This is a genomic window from Campylobacter sp. RM16704 (assembly GCF_000816245.1).
GTDB lineage: Bacteria > Campylobacterota > Campylobacteria > Campylobacterales > Campylobacteraceae > Campylobacter_D.
This window is the reverse complement of record NZ_CP007769.1, coordinates 631,017-657,016: the sequence shown is the minus strand read 5'-3', so window position 1 is coordinate 657,016 and position 26,000 is coordinate 631,017. Positions and strand designations below refer to the sequence as shown.

General features: G+C 28.1%; 22 protein-coding genes and 1 pseudogene. 15 read left to right on the top strand and 8 right to left on the bottom strand.

The genetic code is table 11. From position 1 onward, the window contains the following. Positions 1-3: 3 nt before the first annotated feature. The 7 genes and pseudogenes from ppa (at position 4) to CAQ16704_RS03395 (ending at position 7,909) form a co-directional block, all read left to right on the top strand. Positions 4-522 (top strand): inorganic diphosphatase, encoded by a 519-nt coding sequence (ppa, locus tag CAQ16704_RS03425; protein WP_039666882.1) that lies wholly within the window; start codon positions 4-6, stop codon positions 520-522. Positions 523-558: 36 nt separating this feature from the next. After that, positions 559-1,545: an OmpA family protein gene (locus CAQ16704_RS07965; protein WP_052244985.1), complete on the top strand. Its 987-nt coding sequence runs from the start codon at positions 559-561 to the stop codon at positions 1,543-1,545. A 78-nt stretch (positions 1,546-1,623) separates the two neighbouring features. Beyond that, on the top strand, positions 1,624-4,239 hold the full coding sequence (locus CAQ16704_RS03415; protein ID WP_039666881.1) for a valine--tRNA ligase: 2,616 nt from the start codon (positions 1,624-1,626) through the stop codon (positions 4,237-4,239). Beyond that, on the top strand, positions 4,240-5,196 hold the full coding sequence (locus CAQ16704_RS03410; RefSeq protein ID WP_039666880.1) for a methionine ABC transporter ATP-binding protein: 957 nt from the start codon (positions 4,240-4,242) through the stop codon (positions 5,194-5,196). Positions 5,197-5,219: 23 nt separating this feature from the next. Then, positions 5,220-5,855: pseudogene (locus CAQ16704_RS03405) on the top strand (methionine ABC transporter permease); the annotation flags it as partial. Between the two features lie 9 nt (positions 5,856-5,864). Further along, entirely contained in the window at positions 5,865-7,070 is a 1,206-nt protein-coding gene (locus tag CAQ16704_RS03400) for a glycosyltransferase (RefSeq protein ID WP_052244984.1), read from the top strand. Positions 7,071-7,138: 68 nt separating this feature from the next. Then, on the top strand, positions 7,139-7,909 hold the full coding sequence (locus tag CAQ16704_RS03395; protein WP_039666879.1) for a MetQ/NlpA family ABC transporter substrate-binding protein: 771 nt from the start codon (positions 7,139-7,141) through the stop codon (positions 7,907-7,909). Positions 7,910-7,937: 28 nt separating this feature from the next. On the opposite strand, the gene CAQ16704_RS03390 is transcribed toward CAQ16704_RS03395, so the two are convergent. Then, positions 7,938-9,122 (bottom strand): acetate kinase, encoded by a 1,185-nt coding sequence (locus CAQ16704_RS03390; protein WP_039666878.1) that lies wholly within the window; start codon positions 9,120-9,122, stop codon positions 7,938-7,940. Next, positions 9,122-10,600 carry a phosphate acetyltransferase gene (gene pta / locus CAQ16704_RS03385; RefSeq protein WP_039666877.1) on the bottom strand — a complete coding sequence of 493 codons (1,479 nt, stop codon included), beginning with the start codon at positions 10,598-10,600 and terminating at the stop codon, positions 9,122-9,124. The genes CAQ16704_RS03390 and pta overlap by 1 nt, the downstream gene beginning before the upstream one ends. A gap of 84 nt (positions 10,601-10,684) precedes the next feature. Between pta and flgH the strand changes: the two genes are divergently transcribed. Then, a complete protein-coding gene (gene flgH, locus CAQ16704_RS03380; RefSeq protein WP_039666876.1) occupies positions 10,685-11,386 on the top strand; it encodes a flagellar basal body L-ring protein FlgH in 702 nt (233 codons plus the stop codon). A gap of 11 nt (positions 11,387-11,397) precedes the next feature. Here the strand turns inward: flgH and CAQ16704_RS03375 are convergent, their stop codons facing one another. From CAQ16704_RS03375 to CAQ16704_RS03350, 6 genes are read right to left on the bottom strand one after another with little or no spacing between them, the layout of a single operon-like run. Continuing rightward, positions 11,398-12,798 carry a Mur ligase family protein gene (locus tag CAQ16704_RS03375; protein ID WP_039666875.1) on the bottom strand — a complete coding sequence of 467 codons (1,401 nt, stop codon included), beginning with the start codon at positions 12,796-12,798 and terminating at the stop codon, positions 11,398-11,400. Beyond that, positions 12,791-13,534, bottom strand: a complete 744-nt coding sequence (locus CAQ16704_RS03370) for an alpha/beta fold hydrolase (RefSeq protein WP_039666874.1) — start codon at positions 13,532-13,534, stop codon at positions 12,791-12,793. The genes CAQ16704_RS03375 and CAQ16704_RS03370 overlap by 8 nt, the downstream gene beginning before the upstream one ends. A 2-nt stretch (positions 13,535-13,536) precedes the next feature. After that, on the bottom strand, positions 13,537-13,752 hold the full coding sequence (locus CAQ16704_RS03365) for a type II toxin-antitoxin system Phd/YefM family antitoxin (protein ID WP_039666873.1): 216 nt from the start codon (positions 13,750-13,752) through the stop codon (positions 13,537-13,539). 2 nt (positions 13,753-13,754) lie between these two features. Then, positions 13,755-14,795, bottom strand: coding sequence for a D-alanine--D-alanine ligase (locus tag CAQ16704_RS03360; protein ID WP_039666872.1), 1,041 nt, complete (start codon positions 14,793-14,795; stop codon positions 13,755-13,757). A gap of 15 nt (positions 14,796-14,810) precedes the next feature. Then, positions 14,811-15,362, bottom strand: coding sequence for a Holliday junction branch migration protein RuvA (gene ruvA, locus CAQ16704_RS03355; protein WP_039666871.1), 552 nt, complete (start codon positions 15,360-15,362; stop codon positions 14,811-14,813). A 3-nt stretch (positions 15,363-15,365) separates the two neighbouring features. Then, positions 15,366-17,219, bottom strand: coding sequence for a flagellar assembly protein A (locus CAQ16704_RS03350; protein WP_039666870.1), 1,854 nt, complete (start codon positions 17,217-17,219; stop codon positions 15,366-15,368). 123 nt (positions 17,220-17,342) lie between these two features. Between CAQ16704_RS03350 and murJ the strand changes: the two genes are divergently transcribed. Genes murJ through CAQ16704_RS03315 form a run of 7 tightly spaced genes read left to right on the top strand, consistent with a single transcriptional unit; the run spans position 17,343 to position 25,960 of the window. Then, the gene (murJ, locus tag CAQ16704_RS03345) at positions 17,343-18,809 is read left to right on the top strand and encodes a murein biosynthesis integral membrane protein MurJ (RefSeq protein ID WP_052244983.1); all 1,467 of its coding nucleotides are present in this window, start codon (positions 17,343-17,345) and stop codon (positions 18,807-18,809) included. After that, entirely contained in the window at positions 18,796-20,178 is a 1,383-nt protein-coding gene (gene cysS, locus CAQ16704_RS03340) for a cysteine--tRNA ligase (RefSeq protein ID WP_039666869.1), read from the top strand. The genes murJ and cysS overlap by 14 nt, the downstream gene beginning before the upstream one ends. Next, positions 20,171-21,934 (top strand): ABC transporter ATP-binding protein, encoded by a 1,764-nt coding sequence (locus CAQ16704_RS03335; protein WP_039666868.1) that lies wholly within the window; start codon positions 20,171-20,173, stop codon positions 21,932-21,934. The genes cysS and CAQ16704_RS03335 overlap by 8 nt, the downstream gene beginning before the upstream one ends. Positions 21,935-21,985: 51 nt before the next feature. Next, the gene (locus tag CAQ16704_RS03330) at positions 21,986-23,044 is read left to right on the top strand and encodes a quinone-dependent dihydroorotate dehydrogenase (RefSeq protein WP_039666867.1); all 1,059 of its coding nucleotides are present in this window, start codon (positions 21,986-21,988) and stop codon (positions 23,042-23,044) included. Beyond that, complete coding sequence (locus tag CAQ16704_RS03325) at positions 23,041-24,282, top strand: M16 family metallopeptidase (protein WP_039666866.1); 1,242 nt, start codon at positions 23,041-23,043, stop codon at positions 24,280-24,282. Before CAQ16704_RS03330 ends, CAQ16704_RS03325 begins: the two co-directional genes overlap by 4 nt. A 2-nt stretch (positions 24,283-24,284) precedes the next feature. Continuing rightward, on the top strand, positions 24,285-25,181 hold the full coding sequence (gene dapA, locus CAQ16704_RS03320) for a 4-hydroxy-tetrahydrodipicolinate synthase (RefSeq protein ID WP_039666865.1): 897 nt from the start codon (positions 24,285-24,287) through the stop codon (positions 25,179-25,181). After that, positions 25,181-25,960 (top strand): enoyl-ACP reductase, encoded by a 780-nt coding sequence (locus CAQ16704_RS03315; RefSeq protein ID WP_039666864.1) that lies wholly within the window; start codon positions 25,181-25,183, stop codon positions 25,958-25,960. Before dapA ends, CAQ16704_RS03315 begins: the two co-directional genes overlap by 1 nt. Positions 25,961-26,000 lie beyond the last annotated feature (40 nt).

The following is a 26,000-nucleotide window of genomic DNA, read 5'->3' as shown; positions in this document are numbered from 1 at the left end:
AAAATGGATATTAGTAAAATCAAAGTTGGAGAAGTTCCAAATAAACTTAATGCAGTAATTGAAATTCCTTATGGTTCAAATATTAAATATGAACTTGATAAGGAAAGCGGAGCCATTATGGTTGATCGTGTGATGTATTCAGCTATGTTTTATCCGGCAAATTATGGTTTTATACCAAAAACTCTAGCAGATGATGGAGATCCGATTGATATTTTAGTATTAAATGAATATCCTATTCAAGCAGGAGCTGTAATTCCTTGTCGTTTAATAGGTGTATTGTTAATGGAGGATGAAAGTGGTATGGATGAAAAACTACTTGCCGTGCCTGTAAGTAAAATTGATCCAAGATATGATGATATTAAAACTTTAAATGATTTACCAAAAGCAAGTTTAGATAAAATCAAAAATTTCTTTGAGACTTATAAAATACTTGAACCTAATAAATGGGTAAAAGTAAAAGAATTTGCAGGAATTGAAAAAGCGAGTGAAATTTTAGAAAATTCTATCAAAAATTATAAATAATCAAAGCTCTAAAAAGAACTTTATAAAGGAAAAATAATGAAAAGTATTGTTGCTTTTAGTATTGCTCTTGTAGTATTAATAGGTGTTAGCATTGGTTTTTATATGTGGTATTTTGATGATAATTCAAATACTTATGTATATGATTACAAAAAAAATAATTCTTATAATAATTACACTTCATCAAGCAATCAATATAGTCAAGAAAACAACAGTGTAAGTAATAATACTTATGAGGCGAATAAAATAGAGCAAGAAAGATTAGTAGAAAACAACTCTATTTTAGATAATAACACTTCAACTATAGATACTCAAGAATCTATTTCAACAACTCAAACAAATGCTTTTAGCAGTTTAGAAAAAGAAACTGTATCATTAGATCAGGCCAAACATATAAATAAAAAACAAGAAAAAAAATATAAAAACACTATGCAAGAATATACTGCAAAAGGTAAAACTAGCAGGTATGAACCAAGATTAAGTAATGATTTTATTAAAGTTTATGTTTTAAATGGTAAAAGTTTAAGTGATTACAGAATTACCATATTAAAAGAAATGATTAATCCTATTAAAGTGAATTCTCAAGATTATAATTTAACTATTTTTATTAATATGCTTTCAAATGACAATATGAAATTAAGTATATATAATAAAGATATTGTTTTTGCTAAAAATAAGAAAAAATATAATTATGTAGATGTGAAAATTTCTGATTTGAAATTTTTATTTGAAAGAAATGGATATAGCGAATACAGCAATGAAAATCTACTTGAAAAAATCAATCAAAATCTAGCAAGAGAAGATATACTCAAAAGAGTTAAAATTCAAGGTTATGCAGACGATAGAGGTAGCACTTTTGCAAACTACATGATAGGATTAAATAGAGCAATGAATGTAGCTAAACATTTCTTTAGCTTTACTGAGGTTATAGAAATAGAATCTTTAGGAAAAGACACCTACCCTACTAAAGATAAATCTGATTCTCAAAGACAAAATAATCGTAAAGTAGAAATTAGTTTTTTATAACTAATTTCTAAATTTCAAAACTTCTTTAACAATTTTAAGCTAACATAACAATTTATTTTCATTCTCAAGGTAGCAATTATGTATGATAAATCATTAGAAAAAGAATATTATAAAATTTGTGAAGAACGCGGATATTTTGAAATCAATGGTAATGAAAAAATTCAAGAAAAAGGTAAAAACTTTTGTATTATGATGCCACCACCTAATGTAACAGGCGTTTTACACATAGGTCATGCTCTAACTTGTACTTTACAAGATATTACAACGCGTTATAAAAGAATGGATGGTTATAAGACTCTTTATCAACCAGGGCTTGATCATGCAGGCATTGCAACACAAAATGTTGTAGAAAAACAACTTTTAGCTCAAGGCATTAAAAAAGAAGAACTTGGTAGAGAAGAATTTATAAAAAAAGTATGGGAATGGAAAGAGCAAAGTGGTGACACTATAGTTAAGCAAATGCGAATTTTAGGTATCACTCCTGCTTGGAGTCGTTTACGCTTTACTATGGATGAAGGTCTAGTAAATGCAGTAAAAAAAGCCTTTGTAGATCTTTATGATAAAAAGCTTATTGTGCGTGGAAATTACATGGTAAATTGGTGCACTCATGATGGAGCATTAAGCGATATAGAAGTAGAACATAAAGAAAATAAAGGAAAATTATATTATTTAAAATATTTCTTAGAAAATTCTCAAGAATACATCGTAGTAGCCACTACAAGACCAGAAACTTATTTTGGCGATAGTGCTGTGATGGTTAATCCAAACGATGAAAGATTTAAACACTTAATAGGCAAAAATGTAATTTTGCCTTTAATAGATAGAAAAATTCCTATTATTGCAGATGAGCATGTGGATATGGAATTTGGAACTGGATTTGTAAAAGTAACCCCTGCACACGATCATAACGACTATGAAGTAGGCTTAAGACATAAACTTGAATTTATTACCATCTTTAATGAAAAAGGTATTTTAAATGAACATTGTTTGCATTTTAAGGGCTTAGAAAGACTAAAAGCAAGAGATATTATTATTAAAGAATTGCAAGAAAAAGGTTTTGTTGAAAAGATAGAAGATTATACTAATCAAGTAGGATATTGCTATCGTTGTAAAAATGTGGTTGAACCATATATTTCTAAACAATGGTTTGTGAAAAATGAAATTGCTAAAGAAAGCATAGAAAAAGTAAATCTTGGCTATAGTAAGTTTTATCCTACACATTGGATCAATAGCTTTAATGCTTGGATGAGAGATTTAAAAGATTGGTGTATTTCAAGACAACTTTGGTGGGGTCATCAAATTCCTGTATATTATTGTGAATGCTCTCATGAATGGGCAAGCAAAGAAACTCCAAGTCAGTGTCCAAAATGTCAAAGCACTAATTTCAAACAAGATCCTGATGTTTTAGATACTTGGTTTTCTTCGGGTCTTTGGGCTATGAGTACTTTAGGTTGGGGTAATAAAGACTGGGGCAAAAACACACTTTGGTATGAAGATGATTTAAAAGATTTTTATCCAAATTCTTTATTAATCACTGGATTTGATATCTTATTTTTCTGGGTTGCTAGAATGATGTTTCAAAGCACTAATGTCTTAGGTGAGCTTCCTTTTAAAGATATATATTTACATGCTTTAATTAAAGATGAGCAAGGTAGAAAAATGAGTAAATCTTTAGGTAATGTAATTGATCCTGTGCAAAGCGTGGATGAATACAGTGCTGATATCTTGCGTTTTACTCTTGCTCTTTTAGCTATCCAAGGTAGAGATATAAAATTAAGCAATGATAAACTCATACAAGTTAGAAATTTTACCAACAAACTTTACAATGCAAGCAAATTTTTACTTTTAAATGAAGAAAAATTTGAAGATTTAGATAAAAATAAAATTCAAACTAATTTAGCAAAATACATGCTATCTCGTTTTGAAGTATGCGTAAAAGAAACAAGAGAAAATTTAGACAATTACCGCTTTAATGATGCAGCAAATACTTTGTATAGATTTTTTTGGGATGAATTTTGTGATTGGGGGATCGAGCTTAGTAAGGCTGAAAAATCAAGTATAAAAGAACTTGGAAGTATTTTTAAAGAAGCATTAAAACTTTTAAATCCTTTCATGCCATTTATTAGTGAATACTTATACCATGAGTTAAGTAAAACTTCTATTCAAACTCATGAATCTATAATGATTTCAAAATATCCTAAATTTAATTCTAGAGATGAAAAAATAGAAAAATTATTTAATATCGTTATAGAAAGTATAGTAAGTTTACGCCGTGCAAAAACCTTAGTAGAACTTGCAAATACAAAAATTCAAAAAGCTTGTATAAAATTAAACGATGAGAGTTTAACGGCTGAGTTAAAAAATTACACTAATTTCATCTCAACACTTGCAAAATGCGAAAACATCGAGTTTATTAACACAAATTTAGAAAAATCTATTAGAGATGTAAGTGAAAATTTAGAAGTATTTATACCAACTCAAGATCTTGATTTAAGTGGTGTTTTAAATAGACTTAATAATCAAAAAATAAAACTTGAAAAAGAATTTAGCAAGCTAGATGCTATGATGAAAAATGAAAAATTTATCTCTAATGCACCTGTTGCAGTCGTTGAACAAAATAAAACTCAACTTGAAGGCATTAAAACTCAGCTTGAAAAAATCAATGATGAAATTTCTAATTTAGAAGGCAAATAAGTGATAAAAATACAAAATCTCAAAAAATATTATGGTAAAGAGCTTGTAATTAATAATGTATCACTAGAAGTTAAAGAAGGTGAAATTTATGCCCTTGTTGGACATAGTGGAGCAGGAAAATCTACCTTGTTAAGATGTATTAATGGTTTGGAAAATTATCAAAGTGGTAGTGTGCAAGTTTTTGGCAAAGAAATAGCTACTTTAAAAGAAAAAGAACTAAGAACTTTTAGAAAAGATATAGGAATGATTTTTCAACATTTTGCACTTATGAGTAGAAAAAATATATTTGAAAACGTAGCTATGCCTTTAGAAATTCATAATTTTGATAAAAGTAAAATCCAAAAAAGAGTTAATGAGCTTTTAGATCTTGTGGGACTTTTAGCTAAAAGCAAGGCTTACCCAAATGAGCTAAGTGGAGGACAAAAGCAAAGAGTAGCTATAGCTAGAGCTCTTGCTTTAAATCCTAAAATTCTACTTAGTGATGAGGCTACTTCTGCACTTGATCCAAATACTACAAATAATATTTTAGAACTTATTGCTAAAATCAATCAAGAATTTAATATTAGCGTAGTACTAGTAACTCATGAAATGGAAGCAGTAAAACAAATAGCACAAAAGGCGGTATTGTTAGAACATGGACAAATCATAGGTCAAGGAAAAATTGAAGAATTATTTTTAAAACCAAGTGAAAAAATGCGTGAATTTTTAGGCGAAAGTGAATTTTTGCCACAAAATGGAATTAATGTTCGTTTGTACTTTTGCAAAGAAAAAGCAAATCAAAGCATTATTACTCATATGGCTAGAAGTTTAAATATTGATTTTAACATAGTTTGGGGCAAGATAGAAAAATTAAACAATAATGCTTTGGGAAATTTAGTAATCAATATAGAAGCTAAAGATCAAGAAAAAGTTTTAAATTATCTACAAGAAAATGGTGTTATTTGGGAGCTTGTATAATGAATTTAGAAGCAATTTTAAGAAATTTTGAAAATATACTTTATCCAGCTTTATTAGAAACTCTTTATATGAGTTTTACAGCTACTTTTTTAGCTTTTTTAATTGCGCTTATCCCTGCAATCGTACTTACTATTACCGATAAAGGCGGATTGTGTGAAAATAAAAGTATTTATAGTATACTTGACTTTATTATAAATATTTTAAGATCTTTTCCTTTTTTAGTACTTATTGTAGTTTTAAGTCCTTTTACAAAATACCTCATTGGTATTAGTATAGGTACAACCGCTACCATAGTGCCACTTACCATAGGAATTGCACCTTATTTAGCTAAAATGATTGAAAGTGCTTTTAAGGAAATTGATGCTGGTATTATAGAAGCAGCAAGATCTTATGGGGCTAGTAAAACACAAATCATTTTTAAGGTTATGTTTAGTGAAGCTTTGCCAAGCATTATCAATGGTGTTACCTTAATTTTAATCATTGTCATTGGTTTTTCTGCTATGGCCGGAACTGTTGGAGGTGGAGGTTTAGGCGATGTGGCTATTCGCTATGGTTATGAGCGTTTTAGAACTGATATTATGATCCAAACTGTTGTTATTTTGATTATGCTAGTGCAAATCATACAATTTATAGGAAATATACTTTACAAAATTACCAAAAGATAAACAATGAAATATAAACTTGGTATTTTACTAGCAGCAACTAAAAATTCAAGCTTTACCATAGGAACCTTACTCATTAATATCATGGATGTTATGAGTGAAAAAGTAGATGTATTTTATATTTTACACGATGGCTTTAGCTTAAATGATCAAAATATCATGCAAAAAATTGTTAAAAATAAAGCAATTAAATTTATTTCATTTACTCAAGAAGATTTTTTAGCTACTCTCGGTAAAAATCAAAGCGATATTAATAATTTATTTTTTTTAAAAAGATGGACACATATGGCTTTTGCAAGATTTGAAGCTTTTAAGTTTTTGCATGAATGTGAGAGTATTATTTATCTTGATTTTGATGTTTTACTTTTAAAAAGTATAGATGAACTTAGTAAATTAAGAGCTAGAAAATATCATTTTGGTGCAAGATTAGGTAGGACTTTACTTCTTGAAAGCTTACCTGCAAAAAACAAATTCCATAAAAAACGCACATATTTAACTGGAATTTTAGTCTTTACCGATTTTATTCCAAATCCTTTACGATGTCATCAATTTATTTATGAACATTTAAACGATAATATTCAAAATTTAAACGATCAAGGATTGTTTACTTTACTAATTTTAGAAAATAAGTTTAAAATAAAAGATTTAAAAGATACATATAATGGGAACATTGATTATCGAACTAATATATCACAAAATGCTTCCATAACACATGCAGAAGGTAGTAATAATCGTTTTTGGAATAATGCTTTATGCAATCAAACATGGCCTAAATGGCAAGAATACTATGAAAAATGGTTAAAACTAGGTGGAAGTAAATATTTAGATGGAATAAAAGCTATCAATACCCAAGCAAAAGCAAGAGTAAGATATCATTTATCATACAAACTAGGCTATGCTTTTATAGAATGTACTAAAAATAAGAAAAAAATTCCTTTATTACCTTTTACTTTATTAAAGATTTATTATAGACACACAAAACTTGCTAAGCAATATCAAAAAGATTTAAAAACAAAACCCTATCTCAAACTTCCACCTTTATCAAGCTATGATGATTATAAAAGTGAAGGTATAAAAAATCAAAATACCTATTCTTATAAAATAGGACAAGCTCTTATTCAAGCTCAAAAAAATTGGTATGGGGGGGGGTATATAAAATTTACAACACAGCTTATAAATTTTGCCAAAGAATACAAAAACAAACAAAAATAAAACTTTTCTTATCTTATTAATATTTTTATAATATAATCAAACATTTTAAACTATAAAAAGGAGTTAAAATGAAATTGTTAAAATTGCTCGCTGTAAGCACAATTTTAGGTGCAAGTTTATTTGCTAATGAAGTTATCACTGTAGGTGCCACGCCAGTTCCCCATGCTGAAATTTTAGAGCAAACAAAAGATTTATTGAAGAAAGAGGGCTATACGCTAGAAATTAAGGAATTTAATGACTATGTTTTGCCAAATCTTAGTACAGATAGTAAAGAACTTGATGCAAATTTTTTCCAACATCAGCCTTATTTAGATGAGTTTAATGCTAATAAAGGCACAAAATTAATTAGCGTTGCAAAAATTCACATCGAACCAATGGCAGTTTATTCTAAAAAATATAAAAACATCCAAGATCTTCCACAAAATGCTACCATAGCTGTACCAAATGATCCAACAAATGAAAGTAGAGCTTTGGATATTATCGCTAGTACTAAACTAGTTAGTTTTGAAAATACTGCATTAAAAACTCCACTTGATATTAAAGATAATCCAAAAAATATCAAATTTAAAGAGTTAAAAGCAGCGCAACTTCCAAGAGCTTTAGATGATGTTGATTTTGCAGTGATTAATTCAAACTATGCCTTATCAGCAAATTTAAATCCTGTAAAAGATTCTATTTTAATAGAAAGCAAAGAAAGCCCTTATGCAAATATCTTAGTAACCACTCAAGATAATAAAGACAATCCTAAAATCAAAGCTTTAATAAAGGCTTTACAAAGTCAAAAAGTAAAAGATTTTATCAATGAAAAATACCAAGGTGCAGTAGTTCCTGCATTTTAAAATAAACCTTGAGTTTAAAACTCAAGGTTTATTTATTTTTAATAAGTTCTGTAGTAATTTTAGCTATTTCTAATTCTTCTTCTGTTGGAACAATTAAAATTTTAATTTTAGAGTCTTTTTTACTAATCTCACCATTTCTAAGTTGTGCATTTTTATCTAAATCTATATCAAATCCCAAATGTGCTAGTCTTTGACAAACTTTTGCTCTAACAATATCATCATTTTCGCCTATGCCAGCTGTAAAAATCAATACATCAACCCTAGGTAAAATTGCAAAATACGAGCCAATATATTTACTCAAACGATAACAAAACATATCAAGAGCAAGTCTTGCTTTTTCATTATTTTTTTCAATTTGAGCTTCAATATCTCTAAAGTCATTAAACCCACAAATTCCATAAACACCACTTTTTTTATTCATTATAGTATCTAAATCAGACGGATTTAAATTTAATTCTTTTGCTAAAAATGGCAATACGGCAGGATCGATATCTCCACATCTAGTTCCCATGATCAAACCTTCTAGCGGAGTAAAGCCCATAGAAGTATCTACGCATTTTCCATTTTCTATAGCACAAACACTCGCACCATTTCCAAGATGAGCACTAATTGCATTAAATTCATTAATATCTTTACCAAGTATACGCGCAGCTTGCTTGCTTACATAAGAATGTGATGTACCGTGAAAGCCGTATTTTCTTACTTGGTGTTTTTCATAAAACTCATAAGGCAAAGCATACATATAAGCATAATCAGGCATACTTTGATGAAAAGCTGTGTCAAAAACAGTTACATTAGGAACATTAGGAGCGGTTTTTAACATAGTTTTTATACCAATTAAATGTGCAGGATTATGTAAAGGTGCTATATGAGATACTCTATCAATTTCTTTTAAAACTTCATCGTCCACTAAACAATGTTTAGTTAAATTTGGACCTCCATGAACTATTCTATGACCACATCCATCAAGCTCATTTAAATCATGTAAAATTCCACTTTGAGCAAATAGTTCATTAACCAGCTCTATACCTTGTTCATGATTTTTAATTGTTAATTCTTTTTGATATTTTTGACCGCTTTTTAAATCTTTTAGTTCTATTTTAGAGCTTTGCTCGCCTATTTTTTCCACCAAACCAGATGCTAAAGCTTCATTTTTTTCAAAAAACTTGAATTTAATCGAAGATGATCCTGAATTTAAAACCAATATTTTCATTATTCTCCTTGTTCTTGTGCTTGAATAGCACTTAAAATCACAGTATTAATAATATCTTCTACTAAACAACCTCTACTTAAATCGTTAATTGGCTTTTTAAGACCTTGTAAAATCGGGCCAATAGCTAAAGAATTTGCTGTCCTTTGCACTGCTTTATAACAAATATTTGCCGCATTTAAATCAGGAAACACATATACATTTGCTCTTCCTGCTACTTTAGAATTTGGCATTTTACTCTTTGCTGTTAGCATATCATATGCTGCATCAAATTGTATAGGACCTTCTATTTCAAGGTGAGGATATTTTTCTTTAGCTATTTTAGTAGCTTCTTTAATTGCTTCTACACTAGCTCCACTCCCGCTATCTCCGCTAGAATATGAGAGTAAAGCTATTTTTGGATCAAGTCCAAATGCTTTAGCACTATTTGCACTCACATAAGCAATTTCAGCAATTTGTGCTGGGGTTGGATTTGGCATAACAGCACAATCAGCAAAAACCAAAACCCTATCTTCTAAAGACATAAAAAACATACCAGAAACCAAACTCACATCAGGTTTTGTTTTTATAATTTGTAATGCAGGACGAATAGTTTCGGCAGTAGTTGTACTTGCACCACTTATCATAGCGTGAGCTTTTTGAGTATGAACTAGCAAAGTTGCAAAATATGTTTTATCTTGTACAAATTTTTTAGCTTCTTCTTTACTCATGCCTTTACTTTTTCTAGTTTCATATAAAAGTTCTTCAAATTCTTCGTTATATTGAGAATTTTTAGGATTTATAATACGCACACCATCAATATTGATATTTAAACTATTAGCTTTAGCACAAATTTCATTACTATCACCTAGTAAAATCAAATCAACAATCTCATTTTGCATTAAAAATTCGCTAGCTTTTAACACTCTTTCATCAAAACTTTCAGGTAAAACTACTATTTTTTTATCTGCTTTTGCTTTTTCAAAAAGCTCATAAGAAAATCTTGCTTGAGTTTTATAAGCATATTCTTGCAACAAATCTTGAGTAAAATCTTCATTTTCTTTTAATAAAACAAATTCACTAAGCTTTTGACTTAGTAAGAAATTTAGCATAGCATGGTTTTCATCTTGACTTTTTGTGTATAATGGAGCATTTAGCTCTTTAGCCAAAGCTATATTTAAACTCAAATCCCCCATTAAACCAAAATCATCCACCCCAACCACTATAACAAAATCATTTTCTTTTTTTATTTTTTCATAATCTTGAATTATTTTTTTAAAAAAGTTATTTGAATTTTGGGTAAATTTAGTCTGATAATTATTTTTTTCAAAACTGCTAAAAAAAGCTATATTTATTTTTTTTTGCGTACAAATGGAAATTATTTTTTCTTGGGTTTTTTCACAAAAAACAGGAAAATAAAAAACCACTTCTTTCTGTATTTTTTTCAAACACTGCTGCAAAAAATTCTCATCAATACAGTTTAATAAAAACATAGACTTCATTTTTTTCTCTTTTTAACAAAATAATTATTTTTTTGTAATATAATAATTTTAAAATTCATCACAATAATATAAGGTTATAAAGCCATGAAATTTAAAAATGTTAATTTTTACTTGTTACCTTTTGTAATGTTTGGTTGTAGTGCAACTGTTGATCCGCATATTAATATGAAACCGCCAGTATATGTAGAAGAATTAGCACCAAAGCAAAACAATAACACTCAAAGTAACCCTGGATCTTTATTTGGCAAAGGGGATAATCCTTTATTTTCCGATAAAAAAGCTATGAATGTTAATGATTTAGTAACAGTAGTTATTAGAGAAAATGCTACACAAAACTCGCAAGGCTCTAAAGCCACAAGTAAAAATAATAATGCCAATTTAGGTGGAGGCCAAATAACTACTGGTGCAGGGCTTAGTAAAGTCAGGGATTTTTTAAATGATTATACTAACGTAGGTTATACAACAACAAGCACTTCGCAATATCAAGGTACAGGTTCTCAAACTAGAAGTGAAAATTTTCAAACTACAATTTCTGCTAGAGTAATTAAAGTTTTGTCAAATGGGAATTATTTCATAGAAGGAAGTCGCGAACTTTTAATCAATGGTGAAAAGCAAATTATTCAACTAAGCGGAGTTATAAGACCTTATGATATTTCTCAAGATAATATGATAGATAGCAAATATATAGCTGATGCAAAAATTCTCTATAAAACAGAAGGCGATATAGACAAATCAACCCGCAAACCTTGGGGAACAAAATTTATGGAAACCATTTGGCCTTTTTAAGCTAAATGGTTTTATATAAAACTTGGTGCATCATTAGAAAATAAAATCAAATCTCCATTTTTGGTTAATTTTGCCAAAGTTTGCACTAATTGAGATTTTTCCTTTAATACAAAAAAATCTAAAGTAATGTATTTTTGCAAAATTGCACTATTGGTTTCTGAAGTAATAATCACAAAATTAAAACACTCGTTAATAATTTTACATAATTTTATATTCTCTTCTTCATTTACTTCGACTATACCAGGAGTTACCAAAACTTTTCTTCCTTGATAACTTTTACAGAGCTCATAACTTTGACTCATACCATTAAAATTTCCATTAAAGCCATCATCTATAATAAATTTAGGCTCTTTAGAAATTATTTGCAAACGATGTTCAACTGCTTTTAAATTCGATACACATTTTGTAATATTTTCTATTTTTATTCCTAAATAATGGGCAAGTAAAATACACACACTAATATTATAAGCATTAAAAGCACCTAATAAATTCGCATGAAAATCATAAATATTATCATCTAATCTTACTTTAAAATCTAGACCTTCTAGACTTGCTCTAACATCACTTAAATACTCATCATAAAATTCATTTTCATATAAGGTGCTTGAATGTAAAAAGTATTTTTCCAAACGCTTAGATTTTAATGCCTGCAACTTAGCATTGCGGATATTATCTTGAGTTTTAAAATACTCTAAATGTGCTAAACCAATTTCACCTACTATACAAATTTGAGGATTTAGAAACTCTGTAATTTCTAAAATATCATTTTGTTCTCTTGCACCAGCTTCTACAATATAAATTTGAGTATCATCTTGCAGATTTTCATTAATATCTTTTACGATGCCCATAAAAGTATTAATACTTCTTGGAGTTTTATAACATTTGAATTCATCTTTCAAAAGCTCATATAAAAAATTTTTAATACTAGTTTTCCCAAAGCTTGCAGTAATTAAAATTATTTTCAAATGATAATTATTATTAATTTTTTCACCTGCCTTTTTTATAAAATATTTTTGGTTAATTTTTTCTACAAAAAAACTAAATAAAAAAGTTACTATTAAAGCTTCTAAACCCGTCCAAAAAAATGACATAAATATTAAAGTAAAAAATAATAAAAATAAAAAATAACGCTTAATTCTTGCTGTAAAAACTAATTTTTTATCTAAATTTTTATATAAATATCCACCATATAGTAAGGACAAAATAAAAATTACAAAATAAAAATAAAAATTTCCATCACAAAGTGCAAAAATAAAAGCAAAATAAGGAATAAATAAAAAATACAAATGCCACAAAGGTTTTGCGAAATGTAAAAAAATACGTGAGAATTTGTAAGAGTACCATTGTAAAGTTAAAATTAAATAAAAACCAAGTAAAAAATTTAAACTTAGAAAAGCTAACATTTCAATCATTTTTTAAAAAATCCTCATGTATTTTTTCACATATAAAATCAGCATGTTTTAAGAAAAAAAAATGATCTCCATCTAATGCAAAAAATTTTCCTTTTTGTGCTAAAGAATGAATGACTGCACCACTTTTTAAAGGTGTAGCTTTGTCTTCATTACCCCAAAAAATCAAAATAGGACTTTTAATTTTTTGAAATTCATTTTCAAAATTCTCATTTACAACTTTTTTAAAAGTTTCATACATTACTTCATTCATACCTTGAACGTCTTTACTTATAAAAAACTGCCTCCAAAAATCCCCATAAGGAAGATTTTTTAAAATTTTAAATAAGGCTATTTTAAATCTTATTTTAAAGCTTTTTGGCAAAACAATACCTGCACTTGAAAGTAAAATTAAACCTCTAAAAATAGAATTTTGACACATAATAGTCGCAATCTTACCGCCAAAAGAGTGTCCCATTATATAATCAATATCTTGCTCAATTGTTGTTAAAAAATTTTCTACAACTTTAGCATAGCCATAAGAATCTATAGGTATATTTATACTTGAATTTCCAAAACCAGGTAAATCTAAATAAATTTGTTTAAAATCACTTAAAAATTTTTCAAAAGCTTGCTTCATAAGCTCTTTATTAGCTCCCCAGCCATGCAAAATAAGTATAGATTTTTCACATTTTGGATTTACAAGTTCATAACTTAAGTCGTAAAAATATCCATTTGAATATACTCTAGTTTTTGCCATTTTTAGCCTTTTTTATCTTTATAAATTTTTTCTAAAAGTATCACTGCTTCATTTAGACGTTCATATTCTTCAAAACTCAAAAGCACGGCTTCAAATTTATTATTTTTAACAATTACTACTCTACCATTTTCATTTTTTTTTGTTTTTTCAAGCATAGTGCTGAAATTTCTTACTACCTCTGTAGCGGTATAAATTTCGTCTTTGCTAAAAGTTGCCATGGTTATAATTTACCTTTTTGCCCATTGATATTATGAATAAAAGCATAGTTAATCTTAATTTGCTTTTCAAGCTCCACATTTTTAGCTAATTGGTTTATTACTTGTGTAAAATCATCAAATAAATAATTTGCTAAAGAACCCGGATTTGGATTAATTTCGTTTAAATAAACCTCATTATCTACTACAAAAAAATCACAGCGTATCAACGACCCTTTAAATAAAGGATCATAGATCTTAGTAAAATTCTCTCTAAGTTTTTGTTTTAAACTCTCACCGATATCTGCTTCTTTCACTTTAGAGCTTTCCGAAAAACCTAAGTATTTTTGTTCAAAATCTAAAATTTGATTTTTTTTAGGTTCTTCAATGATAGAAAATTCAATTTTTTCATCTATCATACAACCAGCTAAATTATACTCTTTAATATTACTTATAAATTCCTCTACAATTATATCCTCATCAAATTCAAAAGCTACATCTTTAGCATATTTAAGTTCATTTTCATCTTTTGCTATGCTTATACCTATACTACTTCCAAGTCTTGCAGGTTTCAAAATACAAGGAAATTTCAGAGATTTTGTTTGTTTTTTATACAAATTTAATGTTTTATAGTCAAATACTTTCACCCCAACGCTTTGTGCAAAAAGTTTTGTTAAAATTTTATTAAAAGATAAAACACTAGCTTCCAAACGCGGTCCTATATATTTTACACCATAAAAATCAAGCAATGCTGCTATTTTTCCATCTTCTCCATCTTTTCCATGTACTATATTTATTGCCACATCTATTTTAAGCTTTTTTTCACCTAGTACGGTTTTATAAAAAAATCCACCCTGCTTTAATACTAAAACTTTTTCTTTTTTATAAGCACCGCTGCTAAAAAATTTTGCATTCATTTTTTCTTCATTTATGAGAAAAAATTCCTTATTTTTATCACAAAATATAAACTTTTTTTGTGCTTTAAGAACTTTTTTTAACACCACTGCACTTACTATACTAATTTCATGTTCATAAGAATTTGCACCAAAAATTACACCATATATCATTACATTTTCCTTTTACTATGCTAATTTTTTTAAAGCTTCTTTAATGAGCTCATTGGTATTTTTACTTTCACAAGTCCTTAAAATCTTTAAAATATTATCTTGTTTAAAACCAAGTGAAAGTAAGGCTGCTAAAGCTTGCGTATGAACTTGATTAGAATTTTCTATATTAATTTTTACATCACTTAATTCAGCAATAATTCTTTTTGCACTTTTTGGACCAATACCAGGAACTTTTTTAAATACACTTTCATTGCCACTTTGCAAAGCTGTATAAAAGGTATTTGTATCTAAACTTGAGCAAAGAGCCATAGCTGTAGTTGCTCCTATACCACTAATTTTAATCAACATTTCAAACATTTTTTGCTCATTAACGTCCAAAAATCCATATAATTTATGCGAATCTTCTTTTATAATTTGTGTAATTAAAAACTCTATTTTTTGATTTATTTCAAAACTACTAGAACAAAATAACGATACAAAGACGCCATAACCTATTCCACTAGAAGTTTTTATAACTACAAAAGTAGGCTCTTTCTTAATTACAATTCCTTCAATAGTTACTATCATCTATCATTCCTTGTCCTTATAATTGTTTATAATTCGAATCTCATAGATATTTGTTCCATCCTCAGCATCAATTTTTTCAAGTTCAAAACATTGAATTTTTTCTTCACTATGCGGATGATAAATTAACTCTTTCCTAGGATACAATAAACTAAATTTCACTTCATTTAAATCTGTCCATTTCCCACTTTGGTTGATAATTTTTGATTTCAATAAATTATCTTGTATTTTTTTGAGTTTTTCTATACTTATTTTTTCTTCTTCACTTAGGTTTTCTATTTTATTATTTAAGACACTTAAATTTTCTATTTTTTGATTAAAATCTTTTATGGTTATTTTATAAGCCTGCGGTATAGAACTTTTTGCATTCATTAATTCCTTTACTTTTTGTTGCAAAATTCGCACAGAATCTTTACTTACATGAATAGTATGTTTTGTTTCTTCAATTTCTTTAATTAAATCATCTCGTTCTCTCTTTAAAGCATCAATATATGACAAAATTTCTTCTCCACTTTTGTCATTTCCAAAAGCTTTTAAATCTTGTATAACAAGTTTATTACCACTTCCTTGAATTTTGTCAATATGAATTAAACTTTTAGCATTACAAACACAATTTCCACCAAGTTCTTGTATATAAATTTCATCTGCAATAATCTCTCCACCCGTAGCTTTCTTTAAAACAACTTTCTTAGCTTTAACTACACCATTTTCCAAAGTTTCAGCACTTAATTCTTCTGCCTCACAATATCCTCTTAAAACACTTACTTCAACTTTTTCTCCCACAATGGTACTTCTATGATGCATGCTACCTTTAAGAATTACTTTCTTACCTCTTAAAACGGCATCTTGTGCTATATCACCTGTAACCTCCAATTCTTGTGCTTCTACAGTAATTCTAGGTCCTACAGCATCATCTAAAGAATTTGTATTTCTTATTACAATAGTAACTTGTTTATCAAAACCAGCCCAAATTGATCCTGTGCTTTTAAAATCAACTTTGCTAAATTCCAAATAATTCTCTATTTCATAAATAGATTTTCTTTGTATAATGAAACCATCTTTTTTGGCAATATACTTTACACTTTCATCATCTTCTTTAATTTCAAATTCATCAGAACAAATAATTTTTTCTTTGTTAGTCTTTGGCGGAAGAGCTTTTAAAATTTTAAATCTTAAATCCTTACCATCTCTACCTTCTTTTGGCTTAATTCTTTCAATAGCTATTTCATCTTTTCCTATAGGAGCTACATAATTTCTATTCATTACATCGTTATATTTTTTTAAGTTTTCTAGATAATGATATTTTATCTTTTCATCTGTAGGATTTTGCGGTTCAATTCCTCTACTAACTTCAAATTCAACTTCAAAATCAAATTTTTGTTTTTCTTTAATCTTAGTATTAAGATCAATTATTTTCTTTTTTAAATCAAAACTTCTAAAACCAAGCAAATACTTTTCTTTTATCATTGTTTTATAAATAGACTCTAAAAGATCTAACGCCAATTTATCATAATAAAAAATTATTTCACTAGGTTTTACATTAGCTTTTAATATAGTACAAATTTCATTTGCTTGTAAATTTATTTCAAATTTTTGTCTATCAGCCAACTTTTTAAAATAAATTTCTATTTTATACTCTTGTTCTATATTTAATTCACGCGTTAAAAATTTTTCATCTTCTTCAAAAATTTTTAATTCTTTTTCATTTACTTTTATCCATTCTTGATTATCATAAGTATAAGAAGTACTAAAACTTAATAGTTTAAAATCAAGGTTCTCAATTTCACTTTTACTCTCAGAAGCAAATGCCAAAAGTTCTTTATACGGGTCTTTAGTATATAAAATTTTACTTTCTTTCATAACCAAATTTCCTTACATATATGTTAGAATTTTGATTTTAGCAAAAATAAAATCAAAATTTAGTTAAAATACTATTGCAAAAATTTTATAATATTCAAACTAATATTTAAAGAATAAAAATTAATGAAAAAAAATATCATTTTTAAAAATTTTATCATCAATGCTTTAGGAATTTTATTTTCTAGAATTATGGGTGTTTTAAGAGATATTGTTTTAGCTTTGTATTTAGGAGCTGGAATTTATAGTGATATTTTCTTTGTTGCTTTAAAAATGCCTGCCTTTTTTAGAAGAATTTTTGCAGAAGGAGCTTTTGGACAAGCTTTTTTACCAAGTTTTTTAAAGGCTAGTAAAAAAGGTGCTTTTTGTTTGAATGTCTTATTGCAATTTAGTATCATTGTTTTTTTAACTTGTGTTTTAGTAGGCTTTTTTGCTGAATTTTTTACAAAAATTTTTGCTTTTGGTTTCAATAAAGAAACTATTATCTTAGCAGCACCTTTAGTTTCTATCAATTTTTGGTATTTGTTTTTTATTTTTTTAGTAACTTTCTTAGGCTCCTTGTTAAACTATAAGCAAAATTTCTTCATCACTTCTTTTTCTGCTTCATTTTTTAATCTTTTTGTAGTTATTGCAGGATTTTTTGTTAGCCAAGATAAGTCTTTAGAGGCCTTATATTATTTTTCGTATGCAACTGTTTTAAGTGGTCTAGCTCAACTTATATGGCATATTTTTGCTTTAAAAAATACTAGAATTTTAAAAAGTATGTATTTAAGCATAAAATTTAAAAAAACAAAAGCTAACTTAGGTAAATTCCACTCTACTTTTACCCATGGACTTTTAGGCTCTTCTGCTAATCAAATTAGTTCTTTATTAGATACCACTATAGCTAGTTTTTTAATGGCTGGAAGTATTTCATATTTATATTATTCTAACAGAGTTTTTCAACTTCCCTTAGCACTTTTTGCAATCGCCCTAAGTCAGGTAAGTTTTCCAAAAATATTAAGACATTTAAAAGCAAATGAAGAGCAAAAAGCCTTAGCTTTTATGCAAAAAGCTTTTGAGTATTTAAGCATGCTTTTAATTTTAGCTAGTATAGTAGGGATTATCTTAGCTAAAGAAATTGTGGAGTTTTTATTTCAAAGAGGAAATTTTAATCAAGAAGATACAAAAATCACTGCATTTTTATTACAAGCTTATCTTTTAGGACTTTTACCCTTTGGCTTACAAAAGCTTTTTTCTTTATGGCTTTATGCTAAATTTAAACAAAAAATAGCTGCTATAATAGCCTTTAAAACACTTTTTATATCAGCATTTTTTAGCATAGTGATTATTTTACTTATCAAAGAAGAAGCTTATAAGAGCTTAGGTATTGCACTTGCTTCATCTATTAGTGCTTTTTATTTATTATATGCTAATATAAAAGAATTTGGACTTAAAAATCTTTGGGGTATTTTTAGAGTTAAATTTTGGCTTATTAGCATAGTGTTTTTAAGTTTATTTGCTTTAGGCTTATTTGAAATTAAAGATATTTTAATACAATTTTTAATTGAAATTTATCATTTTTTAAAGGTTTATTTTAATGGTTTTTTTTGATAGTGTTTTGAAGAAAAAATGTAAATTTACACCACATGAGGAAAAAAAAGTAAATATTTATCTATGTGGACCTACTGTATATGATGATGCACATTTAGGACATGCAAGAAGTAGCGTATGTTTTGATTTTTTAAGAAGAGTTTTATTAGCAAGTGATTATGAAGTGGTTTTTGCTAGAAATTACACTGATATTGATGATAAAATCTTAAAAAAAATGCAAGAAAATAATCAAAGCTTAGAAAAAATTACAAATTTTTATATTAAAAGATATGAAGAAAATATGCAAGCACTTAATATCTTAGAACCTGATTTTAAACCAAAGGCCACAGCTTATATTGGGCAAATGATTACTTATATAGAAAAACTTTTAGAATTAAGCCTAGCTTATAAACTAGCAGATGGAATTTATTTTGACACTAGCAAAGATGATAAATACTTTTATATCTCTAAAAGAAATTTAGAAGATAATCAAACACGCTTAGAAGAAAGTGTAACTAAAAAAAATGATAGTGATTTTGTTTTATGGAAATTTGATGAAAAATTTTATCCTGCAAATTTTGGCAAAGGAAGACCAGGTTGGCACACAGAATGCGTTGTGATGATAGAAAGTATTTTTAAAGATAAACTTGACATTCATGCAGGGGGCATAGATTTACTTTTTCCTCATCATGAAAATGAAGCTTGTCAGTGTCGTTGCAAAAACAATCACGAGCTAGCTAATTTTTGGTTGCATAATGGCTTTGTACAAATTAATGGCGAAAAAATGAGTAAAAGTTTAGGGAATAGCTTTTTCCTAAAAGATTCTTTGAAGCTTTTTAATGGTGAGGTTTTGAGATTTTATCTTTTAAGCGTGCATTATAGAGCACATTTTAACTATGCTTTAGAAGATTTACAAGCTGCTAAAAAAAGGCTTGATAAATTTTACCGCCTAAAAAAACGCTTAAATTTAAATGCTTTTATAGATGAAAAAACCATCATAGAAAGCGAAATTACTAAAAATATTTTAGAAGTTTTAAATGATGATTTAAATGCCTCTAAAGCTTTAGCTTTACTTGATGAGTTTATCAATGAAAGCAATATTTATTTAGATCAAAATCCAAAAGATAAAGTTTATAAAACTAAACTAGAAAAAACTTTAAAAGAACTTGCATTCATTTTTGGTATAGGTTTTATAGATACTATAAAATATTTTCAATTTGGCATTAGTAAAGGACAATGTCAAGAAATAGAAGAAAAAATCACTCTACGCAACAAGGCAAAACAAGAAAAAAACTACGCCTTAGCAGATCAAATTCGTGATGATTTGGCTAAAGAGAATATTCTTTTAATGGATACACCAAATGGTGTTGTATGGGAGAAAAATGGATAAAAATTACAAAGAAATGAAGCTTAAAGAAGTTTTTATCCGCTTTAAGCCTTATTATAAAGAGTATTGGTTTTATTTTATTTTAGCTATTATAGGTATGCTTTTAACTAGTGGTGGAACAGCAGCTAGTGCTTATATCATAGAACCTATTTTAAATAAAATTTTTATAGAAAAAAATGTTGAATTACTTTATTATATGCCTTTTCTTGTTGTTTTAATTTATGCTTTAAAAAATCTTGGTGCTTATATGCAAGTTTATTATATATCGTATGTTGGAACAGATATTTTAAGAAGATTAAGAGAATTAGTTCTTGGTAATCTTTTGCGTTTGGATATGAGTTTTTTTCAAAAATATAGAAGTGGAGAACTAATTAGCAGATGTACTTCTGATATTGGAGCTTTGCAAAATATTGTTTCTACCATTATACCTGAAATTTTAAGAGAAAGTTTAACTGCAATTGGACTTTTAAGCGTGGTAATTTATCAAAGCCCAAAACTTGCTTTTTTTGCTTTAGTGATTTTACCTTTGGCAATCTATCCTCTTGCTATTTTTGCTAAAAAAATTAAAAAAATAGGACGCAATACTCAAGAAAAAAATTCTGATCTTACTTCAAGATTGAGTGAAATATTTTCTAATATAGAACTCATCAAAGCCTCAAATGCCAACAAAAACGAAATGCAAAAATTTAGCCAAACCAATAGTGAAGTTTGCAGACTTTCTTTAAAAGGCATTAGAATCGAAGCTTTAAGCAGTCCTTTAATGGAATCTATGGGTTCAATTGGATTTGCAATAGTAATTATAATAGGAGGGAAAGAAGTTATAGAAGGAAGTTTAAGCATAGGTTCTTTTTTTAGCTTTACTACAGCTTTATTTATGGCTTATACCCCTATTAAAAGGCTTTCATCACTTTATACAAGATTGCAAAATGCAGTAGCAGCAAGCGAGAGAACTTTTTACCTAACTGATTTAAAACCGCAAATTAAAGGTGGCAATGAAAAACTTACAGAAAGTATTCAAAATATTCATTTTAAAAATGTATCTTTAAGCTATCAAAAAGATAAAATGGTATTAAAAGATATAAATTTTTCTTTTAATAAAGGAGAAATTCTAGCTCTAGTTGGCTCAAGTGGTGGAGGAAAATCTTCTATTATTAATCTTTTAATGTATTTTTTTGAAAAAGATAGCGGAGAAATTTTAATTAATCAAAAAGATATTAGTTCTTTTGATATTATTAGTTTAAGAGAAAATATCTCTTTAGTAACTCAAAATATTTATATATTTAATGATACCATAGCTCAAAATATTGCTTATGCTAAAGAATACGATGAAACACGCGTAATAGAAGTTTTAAAACAAGCTAATGCTTATGGTTTTGTACAAGAACTTGGTGGCATACACACTGAATTAAAAGAGCATGGAAAAAATCTTTCAGGTGGGCAAAAACAACGCATTGCTATAGCAAGAGCTTTATACAAAAATCCTCAAATTTTAATTTTTGATGAAGCCACTTCAGCACTTGATAATGAAAGCGAAAAAGCTATAGTAAAAACTATAGAAAGTCTAAAAAAAGATCGCTTGATTCTTATTATTGCTCATAGACTTAGCACTATAGAAAATGCTGATAAGATTGCAGTGCTTGATAAAGGTAAAATTGCATCTATAGGAAATGATGCTTATTTGATGCATTATTGTGAAATTTATCAAAGATTAAAACAAAAAGTACAAAAAACTGATAAAGTCAAAGAAAATGAAAACTAAAAATTATTATTTTTTTAGTAAAATATCTTAATTTTGCAAAAAAGGAAAAAAATGACTTATGAAAGTTTAAAACCTTTAATTTATAAATTTGATCCAGAAAATGCTCATGCTTTAGTTGAATTTGGTATGCGAACGCTAGATTGCATATTTCCTGGAGGATTTAGTTTTTTCGCAAAAGATTGTGTGGTAAATGATGAAATTTTAAATCAAGAAATTTTTAATCTAAATTTTTATAATCCCATTGGTTTAGCAGGTGGATTTGATAAAAACGCAACTATGATACGACCGCTAAGTGCTTTAGGTTTTGGTTTTTTAGAATATGGAACTTTCACTCCAAAACCACAAAGCGGCAATGAAAAACCTAGACTTTTTAGACTTGTTGAACAAGAAAGTATTCAAAATGCTATGGGGTTTAATAATAAAGGCAAAGATGCTATTGCGAAAGAAGTAAAAAAAGTCTATCCTTTTAGCATACCTTTAGTAGCAAATATTGGTAAAAATAAAATTACCCCCAACGAAGAAGCTATTAATGATTATATTATTTTATTAAAAGAATTTAAAGATTTGTGTGATTTATTTGTGATTAACATTTCTTCACCAAATACCAAAAATTTAAGAGATTTACAAAGCGAAGAATTTGTAAGTACCTTATTTACTCAAGCAAAAGAAATTACAGATAAACCTGTGATTTTAAAAATCGCTCCAGATATGAGTATAGATGGTGCAATTTCACTTTGCAAAAGTGCTATTAGTGCAAAAGCTGATGGTATTATCATGGCAAATACTAGTATAGATTATTCTTTGATTGATAATACAAGAACTTTTGGCGGAATTAGCGGTAAATTAATCACCCAAAAAAGTGCGACATTTTTTAAAGAAGTAGCTAAAGAAATTTATCAAGATACTATTTTAATAGCAAGTGGAGGCATAGATAGTGCCGAACTTGCTTATGAACGCATTAAAAACGGGGCTAGTTTGGTTCAAATTTATACAGCTATGATTTTTAAAGGACCAAGTATAGTCAAAAATATCAATCAAGGTTTAATTGAACTTTTAAAACAAGATGGTTTTAATCATATTAGTCAAGCTATAGGAGTTAATTTTAAATGATTAATTATAAAAAAATCACCCTTAAAAATAAACTTGAAGTCTATACTTTACCTGTAAATAAAAAAAGCGGAGTTATAAGTGTAGATATTTTTTATAAAGTTGGCTCAAGAAATGAAAAAATGGGAAAAAGCGGCATAGCCCATATGCTTGAACATTTAAATTTTAAAAGTACAAAAAATTTAAAAGCAGGTGAATTTGATGAGATAGTCAAGGGTTTTGGCGGAGTAGATAATGCAAGCACGGGATTTGACTATACGCATTATTTTATAAAATGCTCTAGCGAAAATTTAGATAAGTCTTTATGGCTTTTTGCTGAATTAATGCGTAATTTAAATTTAAAAGATGATGAGTTTCAGCCTGAAAGAAATGTAGTTTTAGAAGAAAGGCGTTGGAGGACTGATAATAATCCTTTAGGATATTTGTATTTTAGATTATACAATCATGCCTTTTTACACCATCCATATCACTGGACCCCGATAGGCTTTTTTAAAGATATACAAAATTGGAAAATAGAAGATATACAAGATTTTCATCAAACTTTTTATCAACCTAAAAATGCTATTTTGCTTGTAAGTGGTGATATTAATGAAGATGAAGTATTTACTTTAGCTAAAAAGCATTTTCAAGATATAAAAAATACCAAAGAAATCCCTATAGTTCATGAAAAAGAACCTGAGCAAGATGGTGCTAAACGTGTGATCTTGCATAAAGAAAGCGATACACAATTACTAGCACTTGCGTATAAAATTCCTGCATTTAATCATGAAGATATGCCAAAACTTTGTGCATTAAGCGAACTTTTGGGAAATGGAAAAAGTTCTTTAATAAGTGAAATTTTAATTGATAAATTAGAACTTATCAATGAATTTTATGCTTATGCAAGTGAAAATATAGATGAGAATTTATTTATATTTATTTGTGTTTGCAATGAAGGTATAAAAGCAGAAGATGTTGAAAAAGAGCTTTTAAAAATTCTTGAAGATGTAAAAAATGCTAAATTTGATGATACTATCATGGAAAAAATCAAAAACACCGTAAAAAGTGATTTTATTTTTTCACTAAGCAATGCAAGTAGCGTTGCAAATATTTATGGATCTTATCTTGCCAAAGGTGATTTAAAACCTTTACTTAATTATGAAAAAAATATAGAAGATCTAAGCAAAGATGACTTAATTCATTGTGCTAGAAAATATTTCAATGAAAACAAATCTACTACAATAATCTTAAAAAAGGGGTGAAAATGGACAATAAAATCATCATAGGAGCAATGACAGCTTTAATAACTCCATTTAAAAATGGAAAATTAGATGAACAAACTTACCACAAACTCATCAAAAGACAAATAGCAAATGGGATTGATGCAGTAGTACCTGTTGGAACAACCGGAGAAAGTGCCACCTTAACCCATGAAGAACATAGAATTTGTATAGAAATAGCATTAGATGCTTGCAAGGGAAGTTCTTGTAAGGTTTTAGCAGGAGCAGGAAGCAATGCTACCCATGAAGCTGTAAGTTTGGCTAAATTTGCACAAGAGCATGGAGCCGATGGAATTTTAAGCGTTACTCCATATTACAATAAACCCACACAAGAAGGTTTGTATTTACATTATAAAGAAATAGCAAAAAGCATAGATATACCTGTACTTTTATACAACGTGCCAGGAAGAACAGGTTGTGAGCTTCAAACAGAAACCATTATAAGATTATTTAGAGATTGTGAAAATATTTATGGAGTAAAAGAAGCTAGCGGGAGCATTGATAAATGCGTTGATTTGCTAGCACATGAGCCTAGAATGATGCTTTTAAGTGGAGAAGATGCGATTAATTATCCTATACTTTCAAATGGCGGTAAAGGTGTGATTTCAGTTACTTCAAATTTACTTCCTGATATGATTTCAAAATTAACTCATCTAGCTTTAGAAGAAAAATACATCGAAGCTAAAAAAATTAATGATGAGTTGTATAATATCAATAAAATTTTATTTTGCGAAAGCAATCCTATACCTATTAAAGCAGCAATGTATATAGCAGGTTTAACTCCTACTTTAGAATATCGTTTGCCACTTTGTAAACCTAGTGATTGCAATTTAGCAAAAATAGAAGCGATTATGAAAAACTATAATATCAAAGGATTTTAATGGATACTTTTTTTCAAAATAAAACTTTAGTAATTAGCGGTGGAACAAGAGGGATTGGTAAAGCTATTGTATATGAGTTTGCAAAAGCAAGAGCCAATGTAGCTTTTACTTATAATTCTAACGCAGATTTAGCTCAAGAAATTGTAAAAGATTTAGAAAATAACTATAAAATCAAAGCAAAGGCTTACGAGTTTAACATACTTGAACCAGAAACTTATAAAGAATTATTTGAAAAAATCGATCAAGATTTTGACAGAATAGATTTTTTCATCTCTAATGCTATCATCTCAGGTCGTGCTGTTGTAGGTGGATATACTAAATTTATGAAATTAAAGCCAAAAGGTATTAATAATATCTTCACAGCAACTGTAAATGCTTTTGTTGTTGGAGCACAAGAAGCAGCAAAAAGAATGGAAAAAGTTGGCGGGGGTAGTATATTATCTATTTCTTCAACAGGAAATTTAGTACATATTGAAAACTATGCAGGACACGGTACAGCTAAAGCAGCGGTAGAAGCTATGGCAAGATATGCTGCAACTGAACTTGGTTCTAAAAACATCCGTGTAAATGTAGTAAGTGGTGGACCAATTGACACTGACGCGCTTAAAGCATTCACAAATTATGAAGAAGTTAAAAATGCAACTATTAATCTTAGTCCATTAAACCGTATTGGACAGCCTCAAGATTTAGCAGGAGCATGTTTATTTTTATGTTCTGATAAAGCAAATTGGATCACAGGTCATACACTAATTGTAGATGGTGGAACAACTTTTAAATGATTCATTACCCCATTTTGGGGTATTTTCTTTAAACACAAGG

Excerpts from the sequence above, each read along its gene's own strand:
- ppa (WP_039666882.1), top strand. The coding sequence starts at position 4 with ATGGATATTAGTAAAATCAAAGTTGGAGAAGTTCCAAATAAACTTAAT.
- CAQ16704_RS07965 (WP_052244985.1), top strand. The coding sequence starts at position 559 with ATGAAAAGTATTGTTGCTTTTAGTATTGCTCTTGTAGTATTAATAGGT.
- CAQ16704_RS03415 (WP_039666881.1), top strand. The coding sequence starts at position 1,624 with ATGTATGATAAATCATTAGAAAAAGAATATTATAAAATTTGTGAAGAA.
- CAQ16704_RS03400 (WP_052244984.1), top strand. The coding sequence starts at position 5,865 with ATGAAATATAAACTTGGTATTTTACTAGCAGCAACTAAAAATTCAAGC.
- CAQ16704_RS03395 (WP_039666879.1), top strand. The coding sequence starts at position 7,139 with ATGAAATTGTTAAAATTGCTCGCTGTAAGCACAATTTTAGGTGCAAGT.
- CAQ16704_RS03390 (WP_039666878.1), bottom strand. The coding sequence starts at position 9,122 with ATGAAAATATTGGTTTTAAATTCAGGATCATCTTCGATTAAATTCAAG.
- pta (WP_039666877.1), bottom strand. The coding sequence starts at position 10,600 with ATGAAGTCTATGTTTTTATTAAACTGTATTGATGAGAATTTTTTGCAG.
- flgH (WP_039666876.1), top strand. The coding sequence starts at position 10,685 with ATGAAATTTAAAAATGTTAATTTTTACTTGTTACCTTTTGTAATGTTT.
- CAQ16704_RS03375 (WP_039666875.1), bottom strand. The coding sequence starts at position 12,798 with ATGATTGAAATGTTAGCTTTTCTAAGTTTAAATTTTTTACTTGGTTTT.
- CAQ16704_RS03370 (WP_039666874.1), bottom strand. The coding sequence starts at position 13,534 with ATGGCAAAAACTAGAGTATATTCAAATGGATATTTTTACGACTTAAGT.
- CAQ16704_RS03365 (WP_039666873.1), bottom strand. The coding sequence starts at position 13,752 with ATGGCAACTTTTAGCAAAGACGAAATTTATACCGCTACAGAGGTAGTA.
- CAQ16704_RS03360 (WP_039666872.1), bottom strand. The coding sequence starts at position 14,795 with ATGATATATGGTGTAATTTTTGGTGCAAATTCTTATGAACATGAAATT.
- ruvA (WP_039666871.1), bottom strand. The coding sequence starts at position 15,362 with ATGATAGTAACTATTGAAGGAATTGTAATTAAGAAAGAGCCTACTTTT.
- CAQ16704_RS03350 (WP_039666870.1), bottom strand. The coding sequence starts at position 17,219 with ATGAAAGAAAGTAAAATTTTATATACTAAAGACCCGTATAAAGAACTT.
- murJ (WP_052244983.1), top strand. The coding sequence starts at position 17,343 with ATGAAAAAAAATATCATTTTTAAAAATTTTATCATCAATGCTTTAGGA.
- cysS (WP_039666869.1), top strand. The coding sequence starts at position 18,796 with ATGGTTTTTTTTGATAGTGTTTTGAAGAAAAAATGTAAATTTACACCA.
- CAQ16704_RS03335 (WP_039666868.1), top strand. The coding sequence starts at position 20,171 with ATGGATAAAAATTACAAAGAAATGAAGCTTAAAGAAGTTTTTATCCGC.
- CAQ16704_RS03330 (WP_039666867.1), top strand. The coding sequence starts at position 21,986 with ATGACTTATGAAAGTTTAAAACCTTTAATTTATAAATTTGATCCAGAA.
- CAQ16704_RS03325 (WP_039666866.1), top strand. The coding sequence starts at position 23,041 with ATGATTAATTATAAAAAAATCACCCTTAAAAATAAACTTGAAGTCTAT.
- dapA (WP_039666865.1), top strand. The coding sequence starts at position 24,285 with ATGGACAATAAAATCATCATAGGAGCAATGACAGCTTTAATAACTCCA.
- CAQ16704_RS03315 (WP_039666864.1), top strand. The coding sequence starts at position 25,181 with ATGGATACTTTTTTTCAAAATAAAACTTTAGTAATTAGCGGTGGAACA.